At 67.6% G+C, this 19,931-nt stretch carries 21 protein-coding genes; 4 read left to right on the top strand and 17 right to left on the bottom strand.

All coding sequences use genetic code 11. The annotated features are described in order from the left end of the window. Positions 1-17: 17 nt before the first annotated feature. Positions 18-1,220: an Rv2578c family radical SAM protein gene (locus DMB86_RS08605; RefSeq protein WP_113717411.1), complete on the top strand. Its 1,203-nt coding sequence runs from the start codon at positions 18-20 to the stop codon at positions 1,218-1,220. A 33-nt stretch (positions 1,221-1,253) separates the two neighbouring features. Here the strand turns inward: DMB86_RS08605 and DMB86_RS08600 are convergent, their stop codons facing one another. Then, positions 1,254-1,457, bottom strand: coding sequence for a DUF5302 domain-containing protein (locus tag DMB86_RS08600; RefSeq protein ID WP_113717410.1), 204 nt, complete (start codon positions 1,455-1,457; stop codon positions 1,254-1,256). Positions 1,458-1,535: 78 nt separating this feature from the next. Further along, entirely contained in the window at positions 1,536-1,955 is a 420-nt protein-coding gene (locus tag DMB86_RS08595) for a (deoxy)nucleoside triphosphate pyrophosphohydrolase (RefSeq protein WP_418202325.1), read from the bottom strand. 141 nt (positions 1,956-2,096) lie between these two features. On the opposite strand from DMB86_RS08595, the gene DMB86_RS08590 reads away from it, so the two are divergent. Beyond that, positions 2,097-3,332 (top strand): MFS transporter, encoded by a 1,236-nt coding sequence (locus DMB86_RS08590; RefSeq protein WP_113717408.1) that lies wholly within the window; start codon positions 2,097-2,099, stop codon positions 3,330-3,332. Positions 3,333-3,379: 47 nt separating this feature from the next. Here the strand turns inward: DMB86_RS08590 and DMB86_RS08585 are convergent, their stop codons facing one another. The 5 genes from DMB86_RS08585 to infC form a co-directional block, all read right to left on the bottom strand. Continuing rightward, positions 3,380-4,312, bottom strand: coding sequence for a cation diffusion facilitator family transporter (locus DMB86_RS08585; protein WP_113717407.1), 933 nt, complete (start codon positions 4,310-4,312; stop codon positions 3,380-3,382). Positions 4,313-4,397: 85 nt separating this feature from the next. Continuing rightward, positions 4,398-5,309 carry a TrmH family RNA methyltransferase gene (locus DMB86_RS08580; protein ID WP_113717406.1) on the bottom strand — a complete coding sequence of 304 codons (912 nt, stop codon included), beginning with the start codon at positions 5,307-5,309 and terminating at the stop codon, positions 4,398-4,400. Between the two features lie 64 nt (positions 5,310-5,373). Next, positions 5,374-5,757 (bottom strand): 50S ribosomal protein L20, encoded by a 384-nt coding sequence (gene rplT, locus DMB86_RS08575; RefSeq protein WP_113717405.1) that lies wholly within the window; start codon positions 5,755-5,757, stop codon positions 5,374-5,376. Positions 5,758-5,863: 106 nt separating this feature from the next. Next, entirely contained in the window at positions 5,864-6,058 is a 195-nt protein-coding gene (gene rpmI / locus DMB86_RS08570) for a 50S ribosomal protein L35 (protein WP_113717404.1), read from the bottom strand. Between the two features lie 107 nt (positions 6,059-6,165). Then, the gene (infC, locus tag DMB86_RS08565; protein WP_113719431.1) at positions 6,166-7,317 is read right to left on the bottom strand and encodes a translation initiation factor IF-3; all 1,152 of its coding nucleotides are present in this window, start codon (positions 7,315-7,317) and stop codon (positions 6,166-6,168) included. A 246-nt stretch (positions 7,318-7,563) separates the two neighbouring features. On the opposite strand from infC, the gene DMB86_RS08560 reads away from it, so the two are divergent. Continuing rightward, entirely contained in the window at positions 7,564-7,971 is a 408-nt protein-coding gene (locus DMB86_RS08560) for a DUF1844 domain-containing protein (protein ID WP_113717403.1), read from the top strand. A gap of 93 nt (positions 7,972-8,064) precedes the next feature. Here DMB86_RS08560 and DMB86_RS08555 read toward each other — a convergent pair whose 3' ends face one another. From DMB86_RS08555 to DMB86_RS08525, 8 genes are all read right to left on the bottom strand, one after another. Beyond that, the gene (locus DMB86_RS08555) at positions 8,065-9,459 is read right to left on the bottom strand and encodes an MFS transporter (RefSeq protein ID WP_113717402.1); all 1,395 of its coding nucleotides are present in this window, start codon (positions 9,457-9,459) and stop codon (positions 8,065-8,067) included. A 60-nt stretch (positions 9,460-9,519) separates the two neighbouring features. Beyond that, complete coding sequence (locus DMB86_RS08550; protein ID WP_113717401.1) at positions 9,520-10,410, bottom strand: SseB family protein; 891 nt, start codon at positions 10,408-10,410, stop codon at positions 9,520-9,522. A gap of 5 nt (positions 10,411-10,415) precedes the next feature. Then, the gene (gene priA / locus DMB86_RS08545) at positions 10,416-11,153 is read right to left on the bottom strand and encodes a bifunctional 1-(5-phosphoribosyl)-5-((5-phosphoribosylamino)methylideneamino)imidazole-4-carboxamide isomerase/phosphoribosylanthranilate isomerase PriA (protein ID WP_113717400.1); all 738 of its coding nucleotides are present in this window, start codon (positions 11,151-11,153) and stop codon (positions 10,416-10,418) included. A 57-nt stretch (positions 11,154-11,210) separates the two neighbouring features. Continuing rightward, complete coding sequence (locus DMB86_RS20570) at positions 11,211-11,366, bottom strand: hypothetical protein (RefSeq protein WP_171814426.1); 156 nt, start codon at positions 11,364-11,366, stop codon at positions 11,211-11,213. Next, positions 11,367-12,098: an imidazole glycerol phosphate synthase subunit HisH gene (gene hisH, locus DMB86_RS08540; RefSeq protein ID WP_113717399.1), complete on the bottom strand. Its 732-nt coding sequence runs from the start codon at positions 12,096-12,098 to the stop codon at positions 11,367-11,369. It abuts the gene before it with no gap. Next, a complete protein-coding gene (hisB, locus tag DMB86_RS08535) occupies positions 12,095-12,721 on the bottom strand; it encodes an imidazoleglycerol-phosphate dehydratase HisB (protein WP_113717398.1) in 627 nt (208 codons plus the stop codon). Before hisB ends, hisH begins: the two co-directional genes overlap by 4 nt. A gap of 167 nt (positions 12,722-12,888) precedes the next feature. Next, positions 12,889-13,986, bottom strand: coding sequence for a histidinol-phosphate transaminase (locus DMB86_RS08530; RefSeq protein ID WP_113717397.1), 1,098 nt, complete (start codon positions 13,984-13,986; stop codon positions 12,889-12,891). A gap of 378 nt (positions 13,987-14,364) precedes the next feature. Next, on the bottom strand, positions 14,365-14,763 hold the full coding sequence (locus tag DMB86_RS08525) for a LysM peptidoglycan-binding domain-containing protein (RefSeq protein WP_113717396.1): 399 nt from the start codon (positions 14,761-14,763) through the stop codon (positions 14,365-14,367). Between the two features lie 363 nt (positions 14,764-15,126). On the opposite strand from DMB86_RS08525, the gene lexA reads away from it, so the two are divergent. Then, the gene (gene lexA, locus DMB86_RS08520) at positions 15,127-15,870 is read left to right on the top strand and encodes a transcriptional repressor LexA (protein ID WP_113717395.1); all 744 of its coding nucleotides are present in this window, start codon (positions 15,127-15,129) and stop codon (positions 15,868-15,870) included. A 197-nt stretch (positions 15,871-16,067) separates the two neighbouring features. Here the strand turns inward: lexA and DMB86_RS08515 are convergent, their stop codons facing one another. Together DMB86_RS08515 and hflX are read right to left on the bottom strand one after the other, a co-directional pair. Next, positions 16,068-18,137: an ATP-dependent DNA helicase gene (locus DMB86_RS08515; protein ID WP_113717394.1), complete on the bottom strand. Its 2,070-nt coding sequence runs from the start codon at positions 18,135-18,137 to the stop codon at positions 16,068-16,070. Next, positions 18,130-19,782, bottom strand: coding sequence for a GTPase HflX (hflX, locus tag DMB86_RS08510; protein ID WP_113717393.1), 1,653 nt, complete (start codon positions 19,780-19,782; stop codon positions 18,130-18,132). The genes DMB86_RS08515 and hflX overlap by 8 nt, the downstream gene beginning before the upstream one ends. Between the last annotated feature and the right edge of the window lie 149 nt (positions 19,783-19,931).

Below are 19,931 nucleotides of genomic sequence, written 5' to 3'. Positions count from 1 at the left end.
ATGTTCGAATCGTTTCCATGCGGTGGAACAAGCAGCAACTCGACCAGCCACTCTTTCCGCTCCAGGACGCGCCGGGAGCGGACGCTTCGGAGCTGGACCGGTCCGCCCAGGACCGGTCCGCCCAGGACGGGTCCGCCCAGGACGGGGCTCCTGCGCTGCCGCTGCTCCCCTTGGCCGGCCTGGTCAAGAGTGTGCAGACGCCGGAGTTTGCCGGCATCACCTTCCACGAGGTGCTCGCCAAGAGCGCACTGAACAAGGTGCCGGCCACGTCGTCCATGCCGTTTGAGTGGACAGTGAACCCGTACCGCGGCTGCTCCCACGCCTGCGTCTACTGCTTTGCCCGGAAGACCCACACGTACCTGGACCTCGACGCCGGGGCGGACTTCGACTCGCAGGTGGTGGTCAAGGTCAATGTTGCCGAGGTGCTGCGGAAGGAGCTCCACAAGCCGTCCTGGCACCGGCCGCACGTGGCCCTTGGGACCAACACCGACCCTTACCAGCGCGCCGAGGGCCGCTACAGGCTCATGCCGGGCGTCATCGCCGCTCTGGCCGATTCAGGCACGCCGTTTTCCATCCTGACCAAGGGCACGCTGCTGGCACGGGACATCCCGCTGCTGCAGGAGGCGGGCCGGCAGGTCAGTGTGGGCATGGGCATCTCCCTGGCCCTCCTCGACGAGGGCCTGGCCGCGGCCATCGAGCCGGGCACGCCGGCACCGAAGGCCCGCCTGGCCCTGATCTCCAAGCTGCGCGACGCCGGACTGCCGTGCGGCGTCATGGCCATGCCCATCCTGCCGTGGCTGACCGATTCCGAGGAGTCGCTGGATGCCTTGTTTGCCGCACTGGGCCGCGCCGGCGCCACCGGCGTCAGCGCCGGAGCGCTGTACCTGCGCCCAGGCACGCGCGAGTGGTTCATGCAGTGGCTGGCCCGGGAACAACCTGCCCTGGTGGGCCGCTACGAGCGGCTCTACGGCCAGGGTTCATATGCGCCCAAGGACTACAGGCAGTGGCTGGCTGCGCGTGTCAACGCGGCCAAGCGCCGCCACGGCTTTGCCGGCCAGGCCGGCTTCATCCACGATCCCCGCCAGGAGGAAGCGAGCTACCCGGCGGGCAGCCTGCCCTCCGGGGAGGCGGGCCACCGCGGCGGGGCGGCGACACGACAAAGGGCAGGTGCCGCCATGCACGCCCCTGCCCTTGCCGATCTTGCGCCGACGCTTTTCTAGCCGCGGCCGGGTGCCACGCGGTCGCAGCGGTGGCTATCCGCTCTTGCGGCGGAATTCGCGCTTGTGCTGAGCGGCCCCATGCTGGGAGTTGATTTTGGCACCGTTCGCAGCCTCCACGCTCCCGTGATGCTGGTTCTTTTTGTTCTCCAACGCCTGGCGGAACTTTTCCTTCATTTCTTCGCTGGCGCCGCCGGTCTCGGCCGGGGCTGATTCGTTGTGGTTCTCGGACGATGTCACTGCACAACCTCCTTGCGGTTATTGGCTAACCCCCAGTGTGGCACAGCGCCCGCCTTGTTCGACACCCTGGCCTGTTGTTCAGCCCCGTGCCTTCAGGGTCCGCAACGCCTGGACGATGGGCAGGTCTGCCGGAATCCACGGCAGCTCCAGGACTTCCGCCCCGTCCAGGTCCACCCAGCGCAGCACGTCATGGTCTTCCAGAGGCTCCGGCGAGCCGTCCGTCACCTGCACCAGCCACACCCGCATGGCTGCGCCGGCGGCGAGGGGCCAGCCCTCCGGCGTCGGGCCGTCAAGTTCGGCGCCGAGGCGGACCGTGACGCCGAGCTCCTCGGAAAGTTCACGGTGCAGCGCCTCCGTCGGGCCTTCTCCAGGCTCCACCTTACCCCCCGGGAATTCCCACATGCCGGCAAATGCCGGGGGTGCGGTACGCCGGGCGGCCAGCAGGCGCGTGGGACGGGCCAGCGAGTCGACTAGCGCTCCGCCCACAATTTGTTTCATTGAAGTCACGGACCCAGCCTAGGCGCAACTAGACTTGTTGCGGACAGTGCCGTCTCGTCCACCTTGTCCGCGGCACCTCACGCCGCCCGCCACCCGCCGCTCCGGCGGGAAGGCGACAACGCCCCTTTGGGAGACCGCTCCATGACCACCACCGCCACGCTGCCCGGGACCAGGCCCGCCTCACCGAACGCCGCCGCCTGGGCCATCTTCGCCCTGGCCATGGGCGGATTCGGCATCGGGACCACCGAATTCGCCATGATGGGACTGCTGCCCAACGTCGCTCAGGGCGTGGGCGTCTCCGTGCCCGAGGCCGGCCACGTCATCTCCGCGTACGCGCTCGGCGTCGTGGTGGGAGCCCCGCTCCTGGTGGCCATCAGTGCCAAGTGGCGGCGCAAGACCCTGGCGCTGGCCCTGATGGGCCTGTTTACGCTGGGCAACCTGTCCTCGTTCTTTGCCCAGGACTACACGTCGCTGATGGTCACCCGCTTTGTTGCCGGCCTGCCGCACGGGGCCTACTTTGGCGTGGCGGCCGTGCTCGCCGCGTCCCTTGTGGCCCCGACCAAACGGGGCCGGGCCATCGCCATGGTCATGATGGGCCTGGCGGTGGCCAACGTGGTGGGCGTTCCGCTGGCGACGCTGGTAGGCCAGCAGCTGGGCTGGCGTCTGATGTTTGTGCTGGTCGCCTTCATCGGCCTCGTGACGATGGTGTTCATCGCCGTGTTCATTCCCTCCCAGAAGGCCCACCCGGATGCGAGCCTGCGCCGGGAACTGGGAGCCTTGAAGCGCGGCCAGGTGTGGCTGACCCTGCTCGTTGGCGTGGTGGGCTTTGGCGGGTTCTTCGCCGTCTACACCTATGTTGCCAACACCATGACGGATGTGGCCGGCTTCCCGGCGGACTTCCTGCCCGTCATTGTCGGCCTCTACGGCCTGGGCATGGTGGCGGGCAGCTTCGTGGGCGGGAAGCTGGCCGACTGGTCAGTGCTGGGCAGCATGTACCTCCTGATGGCGTTCATTGCCCTCATGCTCGTGACCTACGCTTTCACGGTCCACATCCAGTGGCTGGCGCTGGTCATGATCTTTGTCATCGGGGCGTCGGGGTCCATGCTGATCCCGTCGTTGCAAACGCGCCTGCTGGATGTCTCCCCCGGCGCGCCCACGCTGGCTTCATCGCTGAACCACTCCGCCCTGAACATGGCCAACGCGCTCGGCGCCTTCGCCGGGGGCCTCGTCATCTCGTGGGGTTGGGGTTTTACGGCGCCCGCACTGGTCGGCGCCGTCATGGCAGTGCTTGGCCTCGCCGTCGCCCTGGTGAGCGGCTGGCTCGACAAGCGCGCGAAGGCCGTCGCCGTGGTGCCCGCAGGCTCAGCCGGTCGATAAGGCGCGCCTGGCCCGCCGCCGTCGTCCATCATGGGGGTACGGCCGGGCTAAGGCCGCCCTGCCTTGGCTGCCGAGTAGATGTCAGGCTCCAGATAGATGACCGTCGCGATGGGAACGGCACTTCGCACGCGCTCTTCGGCGGCGTCGATGGCCTGGGCGATCTGGGCGCCGGTCTCCGCTTCCGTCACGGCAATCTTCGCCGCAACCAGGAGTTCCTCCGGGCCCAGGTGCAGCGTCTTGAGGTGGATGATGCCGCTCACGCCGGGGCCCACCAGGGACGCCTCGATGGCCCGGAGGTCCTCCTCGGTCGCCGCTTCACCCAGGAGCAGGGACTTGGTCTCCAGGGCCAGCACCACGGCGACAGCAACCAGCAGCAGGCCGATGAGCCCGGTCCCCGCCGCGTCCCAATGACCGTTGCCGGTCACGATGGTCATGGTGACGCCGAACAACGCAAAAACCAGGCCCAGCAACGCGGCGGCGTCCTCCAGCAGGACCGCTGGAAGCTCCGGCGCCTTGGCGGTCCGGATGAACTGCGCCCATGACTTGGAGCCGCGGGTGTGGTTGGACTCCTTGATGGCTGTGCGGAAGGAATTGCCTTCCAACAGGATCGAGCCGACCAGCACCACCAGAGGCACCCAAGCCCACCGGGCATCCATCGCGTGCGGGTGCTGCCACTTTGAATAGGCCTCGTACAAGGCGAACACGCCGCCCACGCTAAAGAGGATGATGGAGACCAGGAAAGCGTACACGTATCGTTCGCGGCCGTAGCCGAAGGGGTGTTCGGCGCTGGCCTGCCGCTTGGACCGCTTTCCGCCGATCAGCAGCAGGAACTGGTTGCCTGAATCGGCGAGCGAGTGGACGGACTCGGCCAGCATGGACGAGGACAGCGTCAGCAGGTAGGCCAAGAATTTCAGCACCGCAATGGACAGGTTTGCCGCCAGCGCGGCGATGACCGCCTTGCTGCCTCCTCCGTGAGCCACGATGGATTCCCCTCAATAATCAAAGGGCCTAACCGGCCCCGGCTTCATAGTGTACTGGCTGCCGTGCCGTCGGTGGATGAAGGCCTCACGCCGCGCGGCGTTGGGCCCGGGCGCTGGCATAGAGGCATACGGTGGCTGCGGTGCCCAGGTTCAACGACTCGGCCTCGCCGTAGACGGGGACGGCCACCCGGTGGTCCGCCAGCGCCTTTTCCTCCCCCGCCAGGCCCTGGGCCTCGTTGCCGAACAGCCACAGGGTGGGGTCCTCGAGGGCGTATTGGGAGTCGGGAATCTGCTGTTCAAATGCCCTGGCCGCGCTTTCATCCTGCAGCAGGTCAAGGTTGAGCGAACCGTAGCCGTCCGCTGCCAGAATGCCGACCCCCGCCTCCTTGGCAGCGGCCACCGCCTCGGCCAGGTCCACGCCCCGCACCACGGGCAGGTGGAACAGCGAACCGGCTGTGGCGCGCACCGCCTTGGGGTTGTAAATGTCCACGCTGGAGCTGGAGAAGATCACGGCGTCGGCGCCCGCGGCATCGGCGGCACGCAGCACGGTCCCGGCGTTGCCGGGGTCCTGCACGCGGCAGAGCATGGCAATCAGCTTCGGCTTGGCGGCGAGCACCTCCTCCAGCGGCACGTCCACAAAGTTGCATATCGCCACGATGCCCTGCGGGGTCACGGTGTCTGTCATGGCCGCCAGCACCATGTCGCTGGCGATGCGGACCTGCAGGTGCGAACCCGGGTTGGAGGCGAGGTCGAGCAGCTCGTCATGCCGCTTGAGGCACTCCACCGTGGCGTAGACCGCCTCGACGACGGGGCTTCCGCCGGCGTCGAGGCAGTCGCGGTGCGCCTGCAGTGCCTCGCGGACGCCCTGGGGTCCTTCGACGAAGAACTGGCGACGCTTTAAACGCCCCGAGCGCCCTGCCAGCTTCGCAACTTCCCTCACTCGATCTGCTCGAGGATTGGTCATTGCATCAGCTGGCGGGCGCCCGGGTTCACTCATGTTTAGGACTTTAGCAGTCCGCCTGCATGAATACGGAACGCGTGGTTCCGGCTCAGAACCGGTGTTACTTTGCCGCCGCGGCCGAGGTGTCGGCCGGCAGGGCCGCCTTGGCGAGCTTCACCAGTGCGGCGAATGCGCCGGCGTCGTTCACGGCCAGATCGGCCAGCATGCGGCGGTCGACCTCGATCTCGGCGGCCTTCAGGCCCTGGATCAGACGGTTGTAGGTCAGGCCGTTGGCGCGGGCCGCAGCGTTGATTCGCTGGATCCAGAGGCGGCGGAAGTCGCCCTTGCGCTTGCGGCGGTCGCCGTAGCTGTACACAAATGAGTGCAGCAGCTGCTCCTTGGCCTTGCGGTACAGGCGCGAACGCTGTCCGCGGTAGCCCTTTGCGCGCTCAAGAATAACCCGACGCTTTTTGTGGGCGTTTACCGCCCGCTTCACACGTGCCACGTGCGTACTCCTTCAAGTTTTGTATCCCAAGCCAATCATGCCGGGGAAGGCGTTTATGGAAGGGTCCGGACCCAAATACGGGGTCAACACCCATTGACTTGCGAAATTAGATGCCGAGCATCTTCTTGATGTTGCGGACGTCTGCCTTGGCAACCGTGAGGTCACCCTTGAGGCGGCGCTTCAGGCTGGAGGGCTTGTGCTCCAGGTAGTGGCGGCGGTTGGCGCGCTGGCGGCGCAGCTTGCCGGTACCGGTCAGCTTGAATCGCTTCTTCGCACCACTGTGTGTCTTCATTTTAGGCATGAGGACCTGTCTCCTTACGTATCCACCGGCGCTGCCTGTGGTTCTCTTGCAGCGACCGGTTGGGTCACTGTCGGGGTGTGTATTCACCGCCAAAAGGGGCGTTGGCCCTATTCGGCTGAGTCTTTGGTGTCGGCGGCGGCTGCACTCTTGGAAGAGGCAGGCTTGGCCGCCGGCTTTGTCGCTGCCTTCGCAGCCGGCTTGCCCGCAGGCTTTGCCGCCGGCTTGGCCATCGGCTTCGGCATCGGGATCGGCTTGGCAGCAACAGGCTTCGGTGCCGCGACGGGCCTCGGTGCAACCGGCGCGGCCGCCGGCCGGGCCGCGGCGGGAGCCTTGGCCGCGGGGCGGGCCGCGGGTGCCTTGGCTGCCGGGCGTGCGGCGGGTGCCTTGGCCTCGGGGGCCTTGGCGGCTGCCTCCGGAGCCTTGGTTTCCGGGGCCTTGGCCTCGGCAGCCTCGGCGGCTGCTTCCGGTGCGGCGGCGGCCGGGGCGGCAGCCTCGGCGGGCGCTTCCTGCGCGGCGGCGGCCGGGGCTGCTGCCTCGGCGGCGTCGTCGTTCAGGTGCAGGCCTTCAGGCAGGAGGTCCGCCAGGGACTGCGTCATCGGTACCTTGTTGTCCCGGTCCACGTCAACGCGGGCGGTGCCATTGGCCACGGCCTCGTTGTGGGCCTTGGCGTCGGCGCGCTGCTGCTGGCGGCGGGCCTCTGCCTTGGCTTCGGCCTTGTTCTTCAAGGGCCCGATCACCATGACCATGTTGCGTCCGTCGATGCGGGGGCTGGATTCGATGACGCCAACCTCGGCCACGTCTTCGGCAAACTTCTGGAGCAGGCGGATGCCCATCTCCGGACGCTGCTGCTCACGGCCGCGGAACTGGATCATGGCCTTGACCTTGTCCCCGGTGCCGAGGAAGCGGAGCGCGTGCCCGCGCTTCGTCTCGTAGTCGTGCTTGTCGATCTTGAGGCGGAAGCGGATTTCCTTCAGAACGGTGTTCGTCTGGTTCTTCCGGGCTTCACGCGCCTTGACGGCCGCCTCGTACTTGAACTTGCCGAAGTCCATCAGTTTGCACACCGGCGGCTTCGCCGTCGGCGCTACCTCAACCAGATCCAAGTCGGACTCGGAAGCCAAACGGAGGGCGTCCTCAATGCGGACGATCCCTACTTGTTCGCCTGCCGGCCCAACCAACCGCACCTCTGGGACGCGGATTCGATCATTGATTCGTGGCTCGCTAATGTGTAACTCCTGTTGACGATAAGAAACGTGTGCCATCAGCAAAGAAGAAGGCCTCCCATCGCTGATGCAATCGGAGGCCTCAAAGGATTGGCGCCGTGATGCCCCTGCGGGGGCTGCGGCCAGCCTTCATGTTCGAAGGCGCCAACCGGAACCAGACAACGCCATTGCTGGGTCGAAAGGTGGGAGAGGACTCCACTTGCAAACTGGACACGTGCTTCGTTTGCGGGGTTGTGGCCCCGCTGAAGTAACAGCACCCAGTCGGTCTGTGACAAGCTTAGCAGTATGAGCACCCCAGATAATAATTCGGACACCGGCCACCGCAACAGCTTCGCCCCCGAGGAGTCCCTTGGCGACGCGGAAGCCGCCTCGGTGGTGCGCGACATCGCCGAAGTTCCGGCGGTTGAGGTCATCACCACGGCTGCCGTCCACCTCATGAGCGCCGCAGCCGTCAAGTGCGGCCTGGCCGCGGGCCCCGACGCGGAGGACCTGAAGGACCTGGACGAGGCCCGGAAGCTGATCACCGCTCTCGCCGGCTTCGTCACGGCTGCCGCGCCCGAGATTGGCAGCCAGCACGCCGGCCCGTTGCGCGACGGCCTGCGGTCCCTGCAGCTGGCGTTCCGTGAAGCCTCCGAATTCCCGGACGCCCCGGGCAAGGGCCCGGGGGAAAAGTTCACCGGAGCAGTCAACTAGCCGTCCCCGAACTGTGTGCCGGAAGCTGCACGAATTCCCCGAATTTTTCGGGTTTTTCGTGCAGCTTCCGACATGTTTAAGCGCCAAGTCTGCCTAGGGCGCGTCCGGCTGCCGGGCGGCGTCAGGCTCGCCCTGGAGCTGTCCCCAACCGGCCGCGGCCGGCACGCCGGACGGCTCCGCCACGATTCCGGCCACCTCCCGCGGGGCCACCTGCCGCGGGGCCAACTGCCGCCGACGCCGGTACTGGATGCCCAGGCCCGCAATGGCCAGCACCGCGGCAATGATGCCGATGACGACAAACCCGGCCCAGGGGCCCACCTGATCAATCATGGCGCCGGCAAAGGGCGCTCCCATGGCACTGCCCATCGTCATCGACGAGCCGTACCAGCCCATGGCCTCGCCGCGGCGGCGCTCGTCGACCAGGTCGGCAATGTGTTCGGCGCTCGAGGTCAGCACCGGGGCGCACAGCAGCCCGGGCGGAATCGAGAGCAGCCCCAGCGTCCAGGCATTGTCGGCCAATCCCATGGGGATGGTCAGCAGCGCCATGGCGCCCAGCAGCCAGAGCGGATTGATCGACCGCTTCAGGGAGCCATAGACCAGGCCGCCCAGCAGGGAGGCCCCGCACCAGAAGAAGAACACCACGCCCAGTTCGCCCACCTGGTCATTGGCACGCAGCAAGGCCACCATGCCCACGTCCGTGCCGGAGAGCACCAGTCCGGCCCCCAGCGACGCGCCGAGGACGGCCAGCACCGCCAGGTTTACCCAAGCCAGGTTGCTGCGTGTCCTGCCCCAAAAGCTTCCCGGCCGGCTTCGCGACGCCTGCAGCGTTCCGACGGCCACCTCGAGTCCGCTTTCCGAAGGCGCCGGCCCCACGGCGGCGGCGGGACCGGTCCAGGCACCCCGTTGTCCGGAACGCGTGGGCGGGTTGGTCCACATCAGGAGCAGGCCGGCCAGCGCGGAGGCAACGCCAATGATGACCAGGCCCACGACGGTGTGGATGGTGGTGGCGAGGACGACGCCGGCTGCCGGACCGACCATGAACGTGATCTCCGCGCCCATCGAGTCGAGCGCGTAGGCCGTGCGGCGCTGTTCAGGCGGCACCATGACCCCGAGTGCCTGACGGACCACGGAGAAAATGGGCACCGCAAACAGCCCGCCAATGACTGCGGCGACGACCAACAGCTGGTAGTTCAGAAAGGGCGCCACGGACCAGACGGCCACCTCGGCGAAGACGGAGGGAATGAGCGCGCGGCGCAGGCCAAGGACGTCCACCTGGCGTCCGCGCCATGGGGCACCGAGGGCCAGGCCGATGGTGATGGCGGCGGCTACGGTGCCCGCCGCTGCATAGCTGAGGTGGAGGGTCTGAACGACATGCAGCGTCAACAGCACACCGGCTGCCGCGTGGGGAATCCTCGCGATCATGGCGATGACCAGCAGCCGCCGCACCGGACCAAGCGACAGGAGCTGCCGGTAGCTGGCAAAGTTCACGTGGCTCTTCTTTTCTCTGGTGGTCCGTCACAAGAGAGCGCAGGCAGCCTTGCTGTGGAATTAGGGGGGCGGGCCGGGATGGAGCAATCGCACCTGAGCGGAGTCGACTGCCTGCGCGAACACTTCATTCCCCGCCCAGAAACTTTGCAGGGCATGCAGAATGGTGTCCACCGCGGCTTGGTCAAGCCCGGGTTGGAGGGTGATGGAGACCGCAAGTTCCGGTCCGGCGCCGCCGCCGGGAACCAGCCGCCCAGACTGTCCGGTCCTGATGTCCCACAGGGATTCTATGCCCTTGGCGGCGCTTGCGGAAATGCCCAGAATGGCGGGGTTTCCGGCGGCAGCCACGGACTCCTCCAGCACTTGCGCAACGGCTGGGTCCGCATAGCTGGGATGCCAGTCCTGCTGCTGCGCCAGGGCCCACACTGCGGGCCGGCGGACCACAAACCGCCTGTCACTTCCGGGGTCCAGCACCAGCAGCTGCGCTTCCTCCGCCACCGCGGACAGCGCGGCCCGCGCGGCGTAGACGGCGACCGGCCGCGCCTGGGGATGCCACTCCGCGAGGGCCCCCGCGCTCGTAAAAGCGGGGAGGGCACGCCGGCCGTCCGGCGCCCGGAGCGTGACAAGGGCCATATCGGACTCCTTGTCGGACACCAGCCCGTTCTCCCCCACCGTTTGTTCGGCGAGTTGCGCCACGATCGGTACGAAGAGCCGTGCCTGTGCCAGCGAGGCGACCACCTCCGCCTCCGAACCGTCCCCCGCCAGCAGCCCCGCAACCGCATCGGTGTAGCGGGAGTCGGCAGCGCCGTCGTCGGCGTCAAAGTTGTGGTACTTCCCGCCCTCCGGCAGCTCCCGGCCGGACCACGGCTGGCCGGCCGAGTCCGCGGGGCCGCCGGCGCCGGCGAGGGCCGCGGCGATGTGTCCGGGAAGCTGCTTGTGGGGCAAGTCAGTCATGGCGTTCAGCGGCGTCCGGCCACGTCCAGCGCCTGGGGCAGCGTGAACTTGCCCGCGTACAGGGCCTTGCCGACAATGGCGCCCTCAACGCCGTCGCCGACCAGCCCGCGCAGCACGCGCAGGTCCTCGAGGCTGGAAATTCCGCCGGACGCAACCACGGGCTTGGCGGTCCGCGAGCACATTTCACGCAGCAGTTCCACGTTGGGGCCGCGCAGCGTGCCGTCCTTGGTGACGTCGGTGACCACGTAGCGCGCGCAGCCGGCGTCCTCCAGCCGGGCCAGGACCTCCCACAGGTCCCCGCCTTCCTTGGTCCAGCCGCGGCCGGCCAGGGTGGTGCCGCGCACGTCAAGGCCGACGGCGATCCGCTCGCCAAAGCGTTCGATGGCCCGGGCGGTCCATTCAGGGTTTTCCAGTGCCGCGGTGCCCAGGTTGACGCGCGCGGCGCCCAGTTCCAGGGCGCCTTCCAGTGAGGCGTCGTCCCGGATGCCGCCGGACAGCTCCACCTTCACTTCGAGGGCCTGGACCACTTCCCGGAGCAACTGTTGGTTCGAGCCTCGGCCGAACGCGGCGTCCAGGTCCACCAGGTGGACCCACTCGGCGCCGTCGTTCTGCCAGTTCAGGGCAGCGTCCAGGGGCGAGCCGTAGCTGGTTTCCGAGCCGGCCTCGCCCTGGACGAGCCGGACGGCCTGGCCGTCGGCGACGTCGACGGCGGGCAACAGTTCCAGGATGGGGGTGGTGGTCATCGGGTCCTCAACAGGTTGGTGGCGGGATGGGCGGGGCTGTACGGGCAGTGCGGCTGCCTAGCCCTTCAAGGTGAACAGGTAGGCCGCCACCAGGGACATGGCGGCGAGCGCGGCAAAGCTGATGGGGATCCAGCGGGGCGTCTTTTGCTGGTAGAAGGTGTAGGCGCCCCCAATGAGGAGTCCGCCGAGGGCCATGAGCAGCAGCGAGTACATCTAGTCCCCACGCCCTGCCCGGCTGACGCTGGCGCGCCGCCCGGGGTCCGTCGGGGGCGTGGGCCCAGCCGCCTTCAGTGACTGCACCCAGTTGCGCAAGAGGCGCGCCCCGGCATCGCCGGATTTTTCCGGGTGGAACTGCGTGGCGCACAGCGGGCCGTTCTCCACGGCGGCGATGAACGGCGCGCCGTGCTCTGACCAGGTGACCGCCGGCGGTTTCATCTTCGGCTGAATGACGTCAAAATCCCAGGTCTGCACGGCGTAGGAGTGCACAAAGTAAAAGCGCTCGTTCTCCACGCCGTTGAACAGCAGGGAGCCTTCCGGGACCTTGACCGTGTTCCAGCCCATGTGCGGGACCACTTCCGCCGGGAGCAGTTCCACGGTTCCCGGCCACTCCCCCATCCCTTCTTCGCGCACGCCGTGTTCCACACCGGCCTCAAACAAGACCTGCAGTCCCACACAGATGCCCAGGACGGGCCGGCCGCCGGCGACACGGCGTCCGATCATGCGGATGGCGTCGACCGACTTCAGCTCCGCCATGACTGAACCGAACGCGCCCACTCCGGGCACCACAAGGCCGTCGGCGCCCAGGACGTCGTCGGGGCGCGCGCTCAAGGTCACCGCGGCCCCGGCACGTTCGAGCGCGCGCACGGCCGAGCGGACGTTCCCGGACCCGTAGTCCAGGACCGTGACGGCCGGCCGCGGGGCGGGTTGCGCCGCTGTCCCGCTCACAAGAGCCCCTTGGTGGACGGGATGCCGGTGACGCGAGGGTCCTTTTCCACGGCGGACCGCAGGGCGCGGGCAAAGGCCTTGAACTGGGATTCGACAATGTGGTGCGGATCCCTGCCTGCGATGACTGTCATGTGGAGGCAGATCCGTGCGTGCAGGGTGATGGCCTCAAAGACGTGCCGGGTCAGTGACCCGGTGAAGTGGCCGCCGATGAGATGGTATTCCTGGCCCGCCGGCTCGCCGCTGTGGACCAGGTACGGACGGCCGGATACATCGACCACCGCGTTGGCCAGCGCCTCGTCCAGCGGGATCGTGGCCTCGCCGAAGCGCCGGATTCCGGCCTTGTCGCCGAGGGCCTCGCGCAGCACCTCGCCCAGCGAGATCGCCACGTCTTCCACCGTGTGGTGGGCGTCGATGTCAGTGTCCCCGGTGGCCTTGACCTTCATGTCGATCAGCGAGTGCTTGGAGAGCGCCGTGAGCATGTGGTCGTAGAACGGCACGGACGTGTCGATCTCCGAAACCCCAGTGCCGTCCAGGTTGATTTCGACCAGCACGCTGGATTCACTCGTGGCGCGTTCCAGGCGTGCCGTGCGTCCCCGGCCGGGCTGCGGGCGGTTCTCGGTCATGGTTCAACGGTCCTTTGCTTCGTCGGGCGCCTGCTGCCGGGCATGGCATGGCACCGGCAACTTTGGTGTTGGTGTACCACCAGTTTAGACGCACTGGCGGTGTGCCCTGCCCGGCCCAGCGGCGGCCACGGGCGTCAGCGGGGCACGACGCCGGGCCGGTCCCAGGGCTATTTCGCCAGGATGGCGCGCAGTCCGTCAAGGAAGGCGCTGGTCTCGGCCTCCGTGCCGGCGGTGACCCGCAGGTGGCCGGCGATCCCGACGTCACGGATCAGCACGCCGGCGGCAAGCAGCTGTTCCCAGACGGAGGCCGGGTCCGCGAGGCCGCCGAAAAAGACGAAGTTCGAATCGGACGGGGCCGGCGCGAGGCCCATCCGCACCAGTTCGTCCACGATGCGGTCGCGCTGGACCTTGATGGCCTCCACGTTGGCGAGCAGCGCGTCCGAGTTTCGGAGGGCCGCGACAGCGGTTGCCTGGGTGATCGCGGAGAGGTGGTAGGGCAGGCGCACAAGCCGGACGGCGTCGGAAATCTCGGGCGCTGCCGCGAGGTAGCCCACCCGGGCACCAGCCAGGGCGAAGGCCTTGCTCATGGTGCGCGACACCACCAGGCGAGGACGCCCCTCGAGCAGGGCCAGGGCGCTCCGCGTGCCTGCGTGGGCGAACTCAGCGTAGGCCTCATCGACGATCACGATCGCCTCGGAGGCCTCCCCGGCCTCATAAACAGCCTCGACGACGTCCAGTCCCAGGGCCGTGCCCGTCGGGTTGTTGGGTGAGCAAAGGAACACCACGTTGGGGGCGAGGGACCGCACCTGCTCGGCGGCGGACGCCGCGGAAAGGCTGAAGCCGTTCCCCCGGGTGCCTGCGACGTAGGCGGTGCCGGTACCGCTGGCCAGCAACGGGTACATCGAATAAGTGGGGGGAAATCCCATGGCGCTGCGTCCGGGGCCCCCGAACGCCTGGAGGAGCTGCTGGAGGACCTCGTTCGAGCCGTTGGCGGCCCAAATGTTGTCTGCCGTCAGGCCGTGGCCCAGATATGCGGCGAGGGCCCTGCGCAGTTCGGTGAACTCCCGGTCCGGGTAGCGGTTCAGCCCGTCCAGTTCATCCGCAACGGCCTTGAGGATGGCTTCCTTGGCATCCAGCGGAACGCCGAAGGTGTTCTCATTGACGTTGAGGAGGATGGGAACGTCCAGCTGCGGGGCGCCATAGGGATGCTGGCCGCGCAAATCGTCGCGAAGCGGCAACTGGCTGAGGCGTTCAAACTGGTCCATGCTTCCAGTTTAAGTGGCAGGGCCGTGGGAAGAGAACTTGTGACGTCCCATGCCCCCCCGACCTGTACCCATCACGCCCCGCAGGGAGCGGGTGGTGGGCCCACAGCCGCGAGGGACCCGCTGGGAGCCTGCGAGCAGTGGGAGCGGGTGGTGGGCCCACAGCCGCGAGGGACCCGCTGGGAGCCTGCGAGCAGTGGGAGCGGGTGGTGGGCCCACAGCCGCGAGGGACCCGCTGGGAGCCTGCGAGCAGTGGGAGCGGGTGGTGGGCCCACAGCCGCGAGGGACCCGCTGGGAGCCTGCGAGCAGTGGGAGCGGGTGGTGGGCCCACAGCCGCGAGGGACCCGCTGGGAGCCTGCGAGCAGTGGGAGCGGCTGGGGACTATTTGCCCAGCGGCACGTACAGGCGCTGTCCGGCCTGGAGGACGCCGCTGCCTAGTTCGTTCAGGGTCACAATGTCGGCCACGACGTCACGGACGTCACGGGTGGAGTCAGCGGCCGCCGCGATGGACCACAGGCTGTCGCCCTGGAGCACAGTGACGGGTACGGTGGACGCGGCCAGGCCCGCGGCACTGTCCTTGGTGGCCGCATTCGCGGGGCTGGCCAGGGAGCCCAGCACGAACGCCAACAGAGCAAACGCCAGGACGGCTGTGACCGCCAGGGCAGGAAGCCCCAGCAGCAGCATGCGGCCGCGGCGCGTCAGCCGCAGCGGCATGGTTGCGGGCGCCTGGAAGGCCGCCGCTCCGACGGGGCTTGCATGGGAAATCACCAATGCACTCATGACTTTGTTCCTTTCGCGCCAGGGGCCTGTCACCTGTGGTCCCAGGGGGAACCGCAAAAGCTTCTGGCGACCGGACTTCCATACGCTGTTCGTTCGATAGAACATATGTTCTATCTTCGTAGTATCAGTTTTAGCATCTATTAACGACTCCTGCCAAGACTCGATAGAACAAATGTTTGAAATTCGTCCATCGCGGGCTTAATCTTGAGGTACAGGATGCGCCAACAGGAGCCAACAGGAGCAGTCCACCAGCAGGCACTGACATTGAGCGGGCCCGGAGTTGCACCGAGCGGCACCGGGCGGCACCGACCCAGAGCAGGCACCGACATTATTGGCTGCATCCGCAGAAAGGATCGAAGGAACATGGCACTACCCGAACCTCCGCATCGAATCCCGCAGGCTCCCAGCCGGGCCGGCATGAAAGGGCTGACGGTGCGGCAGAAGAAGATTCTGGAATGCATCCAACGCTCCATCGCCGACAAGGGATATCCGCCGTCCATGAGGGAGATTGGCGACGACGTGGGACTGGCAAGTCTCTCCAGCGTCACCCACCAGCTCACACAGCTCGAACGCCACGGCTACCTGCGCCGCGACCCCAAGCGCCCGCGCGCCATGGAAGTGCTCATCCCCCTGGTCATCGACAACGGCGTCGTGGCCATCGAAGGCGTCAACGAGCCGGAACAGGTCCGCAGTTCCAATGGCCTGAACTTTGCCCAGCTGAGCAGTTCCTCGGACACTGCCTTTGTCCCGCTTGTGGGCCGGATCGCAGCGGGCGGGCCCATCCTCGCGGACCAGGTGGTTGACGACATCATGCCCCTCCCGCGCCAGATTGTGGGCAGCGGTGAGCTGTTCATGCTCAAGGTGGCCGGCGATTCCATGATTGACGCCGCAATCTGCGACGGAGACTGGGTGGTTGTCCGCCGGCAGAACTCGGCCAACAACGGTGACATTGTCGCCGCCCTGCTGGAGGACGAAGCAACGGTCAAGACCTTCCGCCAGCGCGACGGACACACGTGGCTGCTGCCACAGAACACGCGATACGAGCCCATCCTCGGTGACGAGGCCACGGTCATGGGCAAGGTCGTCTCCGTCCTCCGCAGCCTGTAGACGTTCCCCGCGGGACCCAGCAGCGCCCCCGGCAACCAGGCCGGGGGCGCTTCCGTGTTGTTGACGTGCGCGAACCGAAGCGGCGGAGCCGGCATTTTTTGTAGGAGGCGTAATGGAGACGCCAAAGGCCGCCCGCGGCCGACGCGTCGGATAGCCGACGGAAAAATGTCGGGCCGGCGCCGCAAACGGCGAAGCGGCTACTTCCCGGACAGCCTTTGGAGCGCCGCGAGGGCCACGGAGCGGTCCTTGGTGGACCAGAACGGCGGCAGGGCGGCACGCAGAAAGCCGCCGTAGCCGGCGTTTGCCAGACGGGAATCGAGGACCGCCACCACGCCGCGGTCGCTGCTGGAACGGATCAGCCGGCCCACGCCCTGTGCCAGCCGGATGGCGGCATGCGTTGCGGAAATGGCGATGAACCCGTCCCCGCCGCTTTGGGCCACGGCCCGCGCACGTGCTGTCACGAGGGGGTCGTCCGGACGCGGGAACGGGATCCGGTCGATGACCACCAGCCGGCAGGAAGCGCCTTGGACGTCCACTCCCTGCCACAAGGACATGGTGCCAAACAGGCACGTGTCCGGCTCGTCGGAAAACTCCTTGATGAGCCCGGCCATGGACGAATCCCCTTGGCACAGGATCCTGACCTTGAGCTTTTTGCGCAGCTTTTCCGCGGCGTCCTCCGCCGCCCTCCGGGAGGAGAAGAGCGCCAAGGTACCGCCGCCGGCGGCAGTGATGAGCGCCTCCAACTCGGCCAGCTGTTCGGGAGAATTGCCGAAGCCCGGCTTGGCCAGGTGAGCCGCCACGTACAACATGCCCTGTTTGGGGTAGTCAAACGGTGAGCCGACGTCGGCTCCCGTCCAGGCCGGTGCGTTCGCACCCAGCAGGCCAAGGCCGCCGGCCGTGGCCTGGAACGACTCGCCGATGGCCAGGGTGGCGGAGGTGAGCACCACTGTATGGTCGGAAAAGAGGCCCTCACGGAGTTTGCCTGCCACGCTGAGCGGGGCAATGTTGATGACGGGAGGTTCGCTGTCGTCGGCCTTTTGGTAGCCCTTGCCCGGGGCAAATGTTCCGGTCCGGGCGGTCCACACCACTTCGCGGGCATCCCGGGCGGTGAGCAGCCGTTCGCACAGGTCAAAGATCAGGTTCAACCGCGACCTGGCAATGGACCGGCCACCGTCCGCCGCTGCATTGCCGTCCGGCTTGGAGTCGGAGAGTGCCACGCGTGCGGCGTCGCGCAACTGTTCGATGGCGGCGGTGTGTTCCTCATTGAGCCCGTTGGGCAGCAGCCCGCTGGGCGTGCCGGAAAAGGCCATGTCCAGGGCCGTCGCGGCGGCGTGGAGCGCCTCCACCGAGACGCCGGTGTGCTTGCGTGTGCTTGATGCCGCGGCCTGGACCATCTGCACGGACAGCTGGCCGGTGACGGCCCCGGTGACGCGGTCCTGGAGCTCGTGGGCCTCGTCCACCACCACGACATCGTAGTCGGGCAGCACCGCAATGCCTTCAAAGGCGCTGATGGCCAACATGGCGTGATTGGTCACCACGATGTCCGCCTCGGCGCCCTTGGCCCGGGCCAGTTCGGAGAAGCAGACTTCCGCAAGGGGGCATTTCTGTGCACCCAGGCACTCCATCGAGGTGACCGAGACCTGGCGCCAGGCCTTGTCGGTGACGCCGGGCATGAGTTCGTCGCGGTCACCCGTTGGGGTGTCCTCGGCCCATTCGCGCAGCCGGACCACTTCCCGGCCCAACGGTGAGGACGGGCCCGACTTGGCGCCGGGCAGGTGCACCACGGTGGCGTCTTCGCCCAGGCTGAACAGGGCGCCCTCAGAGGAGTCCTCGGAGGGGAAACCGCCGCCAAGCTTATGCTTGCACACGTAGTTGCTGCGCCCCTTGACCAAGGCGACGTCGATGGGCCGCGGCAGCAGCGGCTCGAGCGCTGCCAGCAGCCGTGGCACGTCACGGCCCACGATCTGGGCCTGCAGGGCCAATGTGGCCGTGGCCACCACGGACGGTTTGTCGCTGGTCAGGGAATGCACGATCAACGGGATCAGGTAGGCCAGCGACTTGCCCGTTCCGGTGCCTGCCTGCACCAGCAGGTGGTCACCGCTTTCAATGGCTTCCACCACGCGTCGGACCATCTCGTGCTGGCCGTCGCGGCGCTGGCCGCCCATGGCTGCCACGGCGCTGTCCAGCAGTTCCAGCGCCTGGGCGGTCAGCGCCTCCGGGCTTTCAGCGTCGATGTCCGCGTCAGCCGTGGTGGCGGCCTCACTCATGCTGGACAAACGGCTCCACCTCGCTGGCCAGGTCCTCGCGGACCATGACCTTGGCAACCGTCCCTTCCTCGCCGTGTTCGACGCTGATGATCTCGGCGTCACTGCGGTGGAGGCGGTTCAGTACATCGCCGCGGTCGTAGGGAATGAGCAGCGTCAGGGCCACGCCCGGCCGCGGTATGGCCTCACTGATGGCAGCCAGGAGGTCATCGATCCCCTGCCCGGTGCGTGCCGAGACCACTACCGTGCGCGGCTCGCGCTGGCGCAGGCGTTCCACCACGAAGGGATCGGCGATGTCCGCCTTGTTCAGGACGATGATTTCCGCGATCTTCAGGGCGCCGACCTCGGCAAACACGGAGCGGACGGCCGCAATCTGGCCTTCCGGGTCCGGGTGGGAGGCGTCCACGATGTGCAGGATGAGGTCGGAATCGGCCACCTCTTCCAGGGTGGACCGGAATGCTTCCACCAGCTGCGTGGGCAGTGAGCGGACAAAACCCACCGTGTCCACGAGGGTGTAGCCGAGGCCGTCGGCCGTTTCGGTCTTTCTCACCGTGGGATCGAGGGTGGCGAACAGGGCGTTTTCCACCAGCACGCCGGCGTCGGTGAGCCGGTTGAGCAGCGAGGACTTTCCGGCGTTCGTGTAGCCGGCGATGGCCACGGACGGTACGGCGTTGCGCTTGCGGTTGGCCCGCTTGGTTTCCCGCGCCGGCTTCATGGCGGCGATTTCCCGGCGCAGCTTGGCCATGCGCGTGCGAATCTTGCGCCGGTCCAGTTCCATCTTGGTTTCACCGGGACCGCGGGATCCGATGCCGCCGCCGGCCGTGCCGACGCGGCCGCCGGCCTGCCGGGACATGGATTCGCCCCAGCCGCGCAGGCGCGGGAGGAGGTATTCCATCTGGGCCAGCTCGACCTGCGCCCGGCCCTCGCGGGACTGGGCGTGTTGGGCGAAGATGTCCAGGATCAGGGCCGTCCGGTCGATGACCTTGACCTTGACAACTTCCTCGAGCGTGCGCCGCTGTGAGGGGGCAAGGTCGCCGTCGATGATGACGGTGTCCGCGCCGGTGGCCTGCACAATGTCCTTCAGTTCCTGGGCCTTGCCCTGTCCCAGGTAAGTGGCGGGGTCCGGCTTGGCGCGGCGCTGGACCAGGCCGTCCAGGACTTCAGATCCGGCGGTTTCGGCCAGGGCAGCCAGTTCGCGCAACGAATTTTCGGCGTCGGCCATGGTGCCTTCGCTCCACAGCCCAGCCAGGACCACCCGTTCCAAACGAAGCTGGCGGTATTCGACTTCGGTGACGTCTTCGAGTTCGGTCGAAAGGCTGGCCGTGCGCCGCAGGGCGTTGCGATCGGACAGCTCCGTCTGGTCGCCGTCAAAGCTGTTGTGTCCGGAGTCCAGCGGCGAGAGTGCCTGGGCCCGGCCGATGATCGGGTGGGACACGCCTGCCCCGGACTGGGGGTCGTCGGCGTCGAGCCGTGCCTCCTCGCGGACGGCCCGGCCGGCGGCGGCGTCCTTGGCCAGGATGCGGTCAATGACGGCCTCGATCTCGGCGACGGATAGATCCGAGCCGGCATCCCCGGCGGAACCTGCGGCGGACGTGCCGCGGGGATCGTGGTCGTCGGAGGGACCGTGGGGTGCGGATGGGTTGGTCATGTTCTCCTTAGTGGGGTTATACCAATCGTAGTCCCGGGCACCGACAGGCACACCTTTGCCTGCTGTCCTGTGGATAAGGGCGACGGCCCGGCGGCAGCACCTCCCGCGGAGCGCCCAAATACCCCTTGGCCGCAATTGCCACTAATCTG

Source organism: Arthrobacter dokdonellae (genome assembly GCF_003268655.1).
GTDB lineage: Bacteria > Actinomycetota > Actinomycetes > Actinomycetales > Micrococcaceae > Specibacter > Specibacter dokdonellae.
Note: the sequence above shows the minus strand (reverse complement) of the source record. Positions and strands in the feature narration are given on the sequence as shown.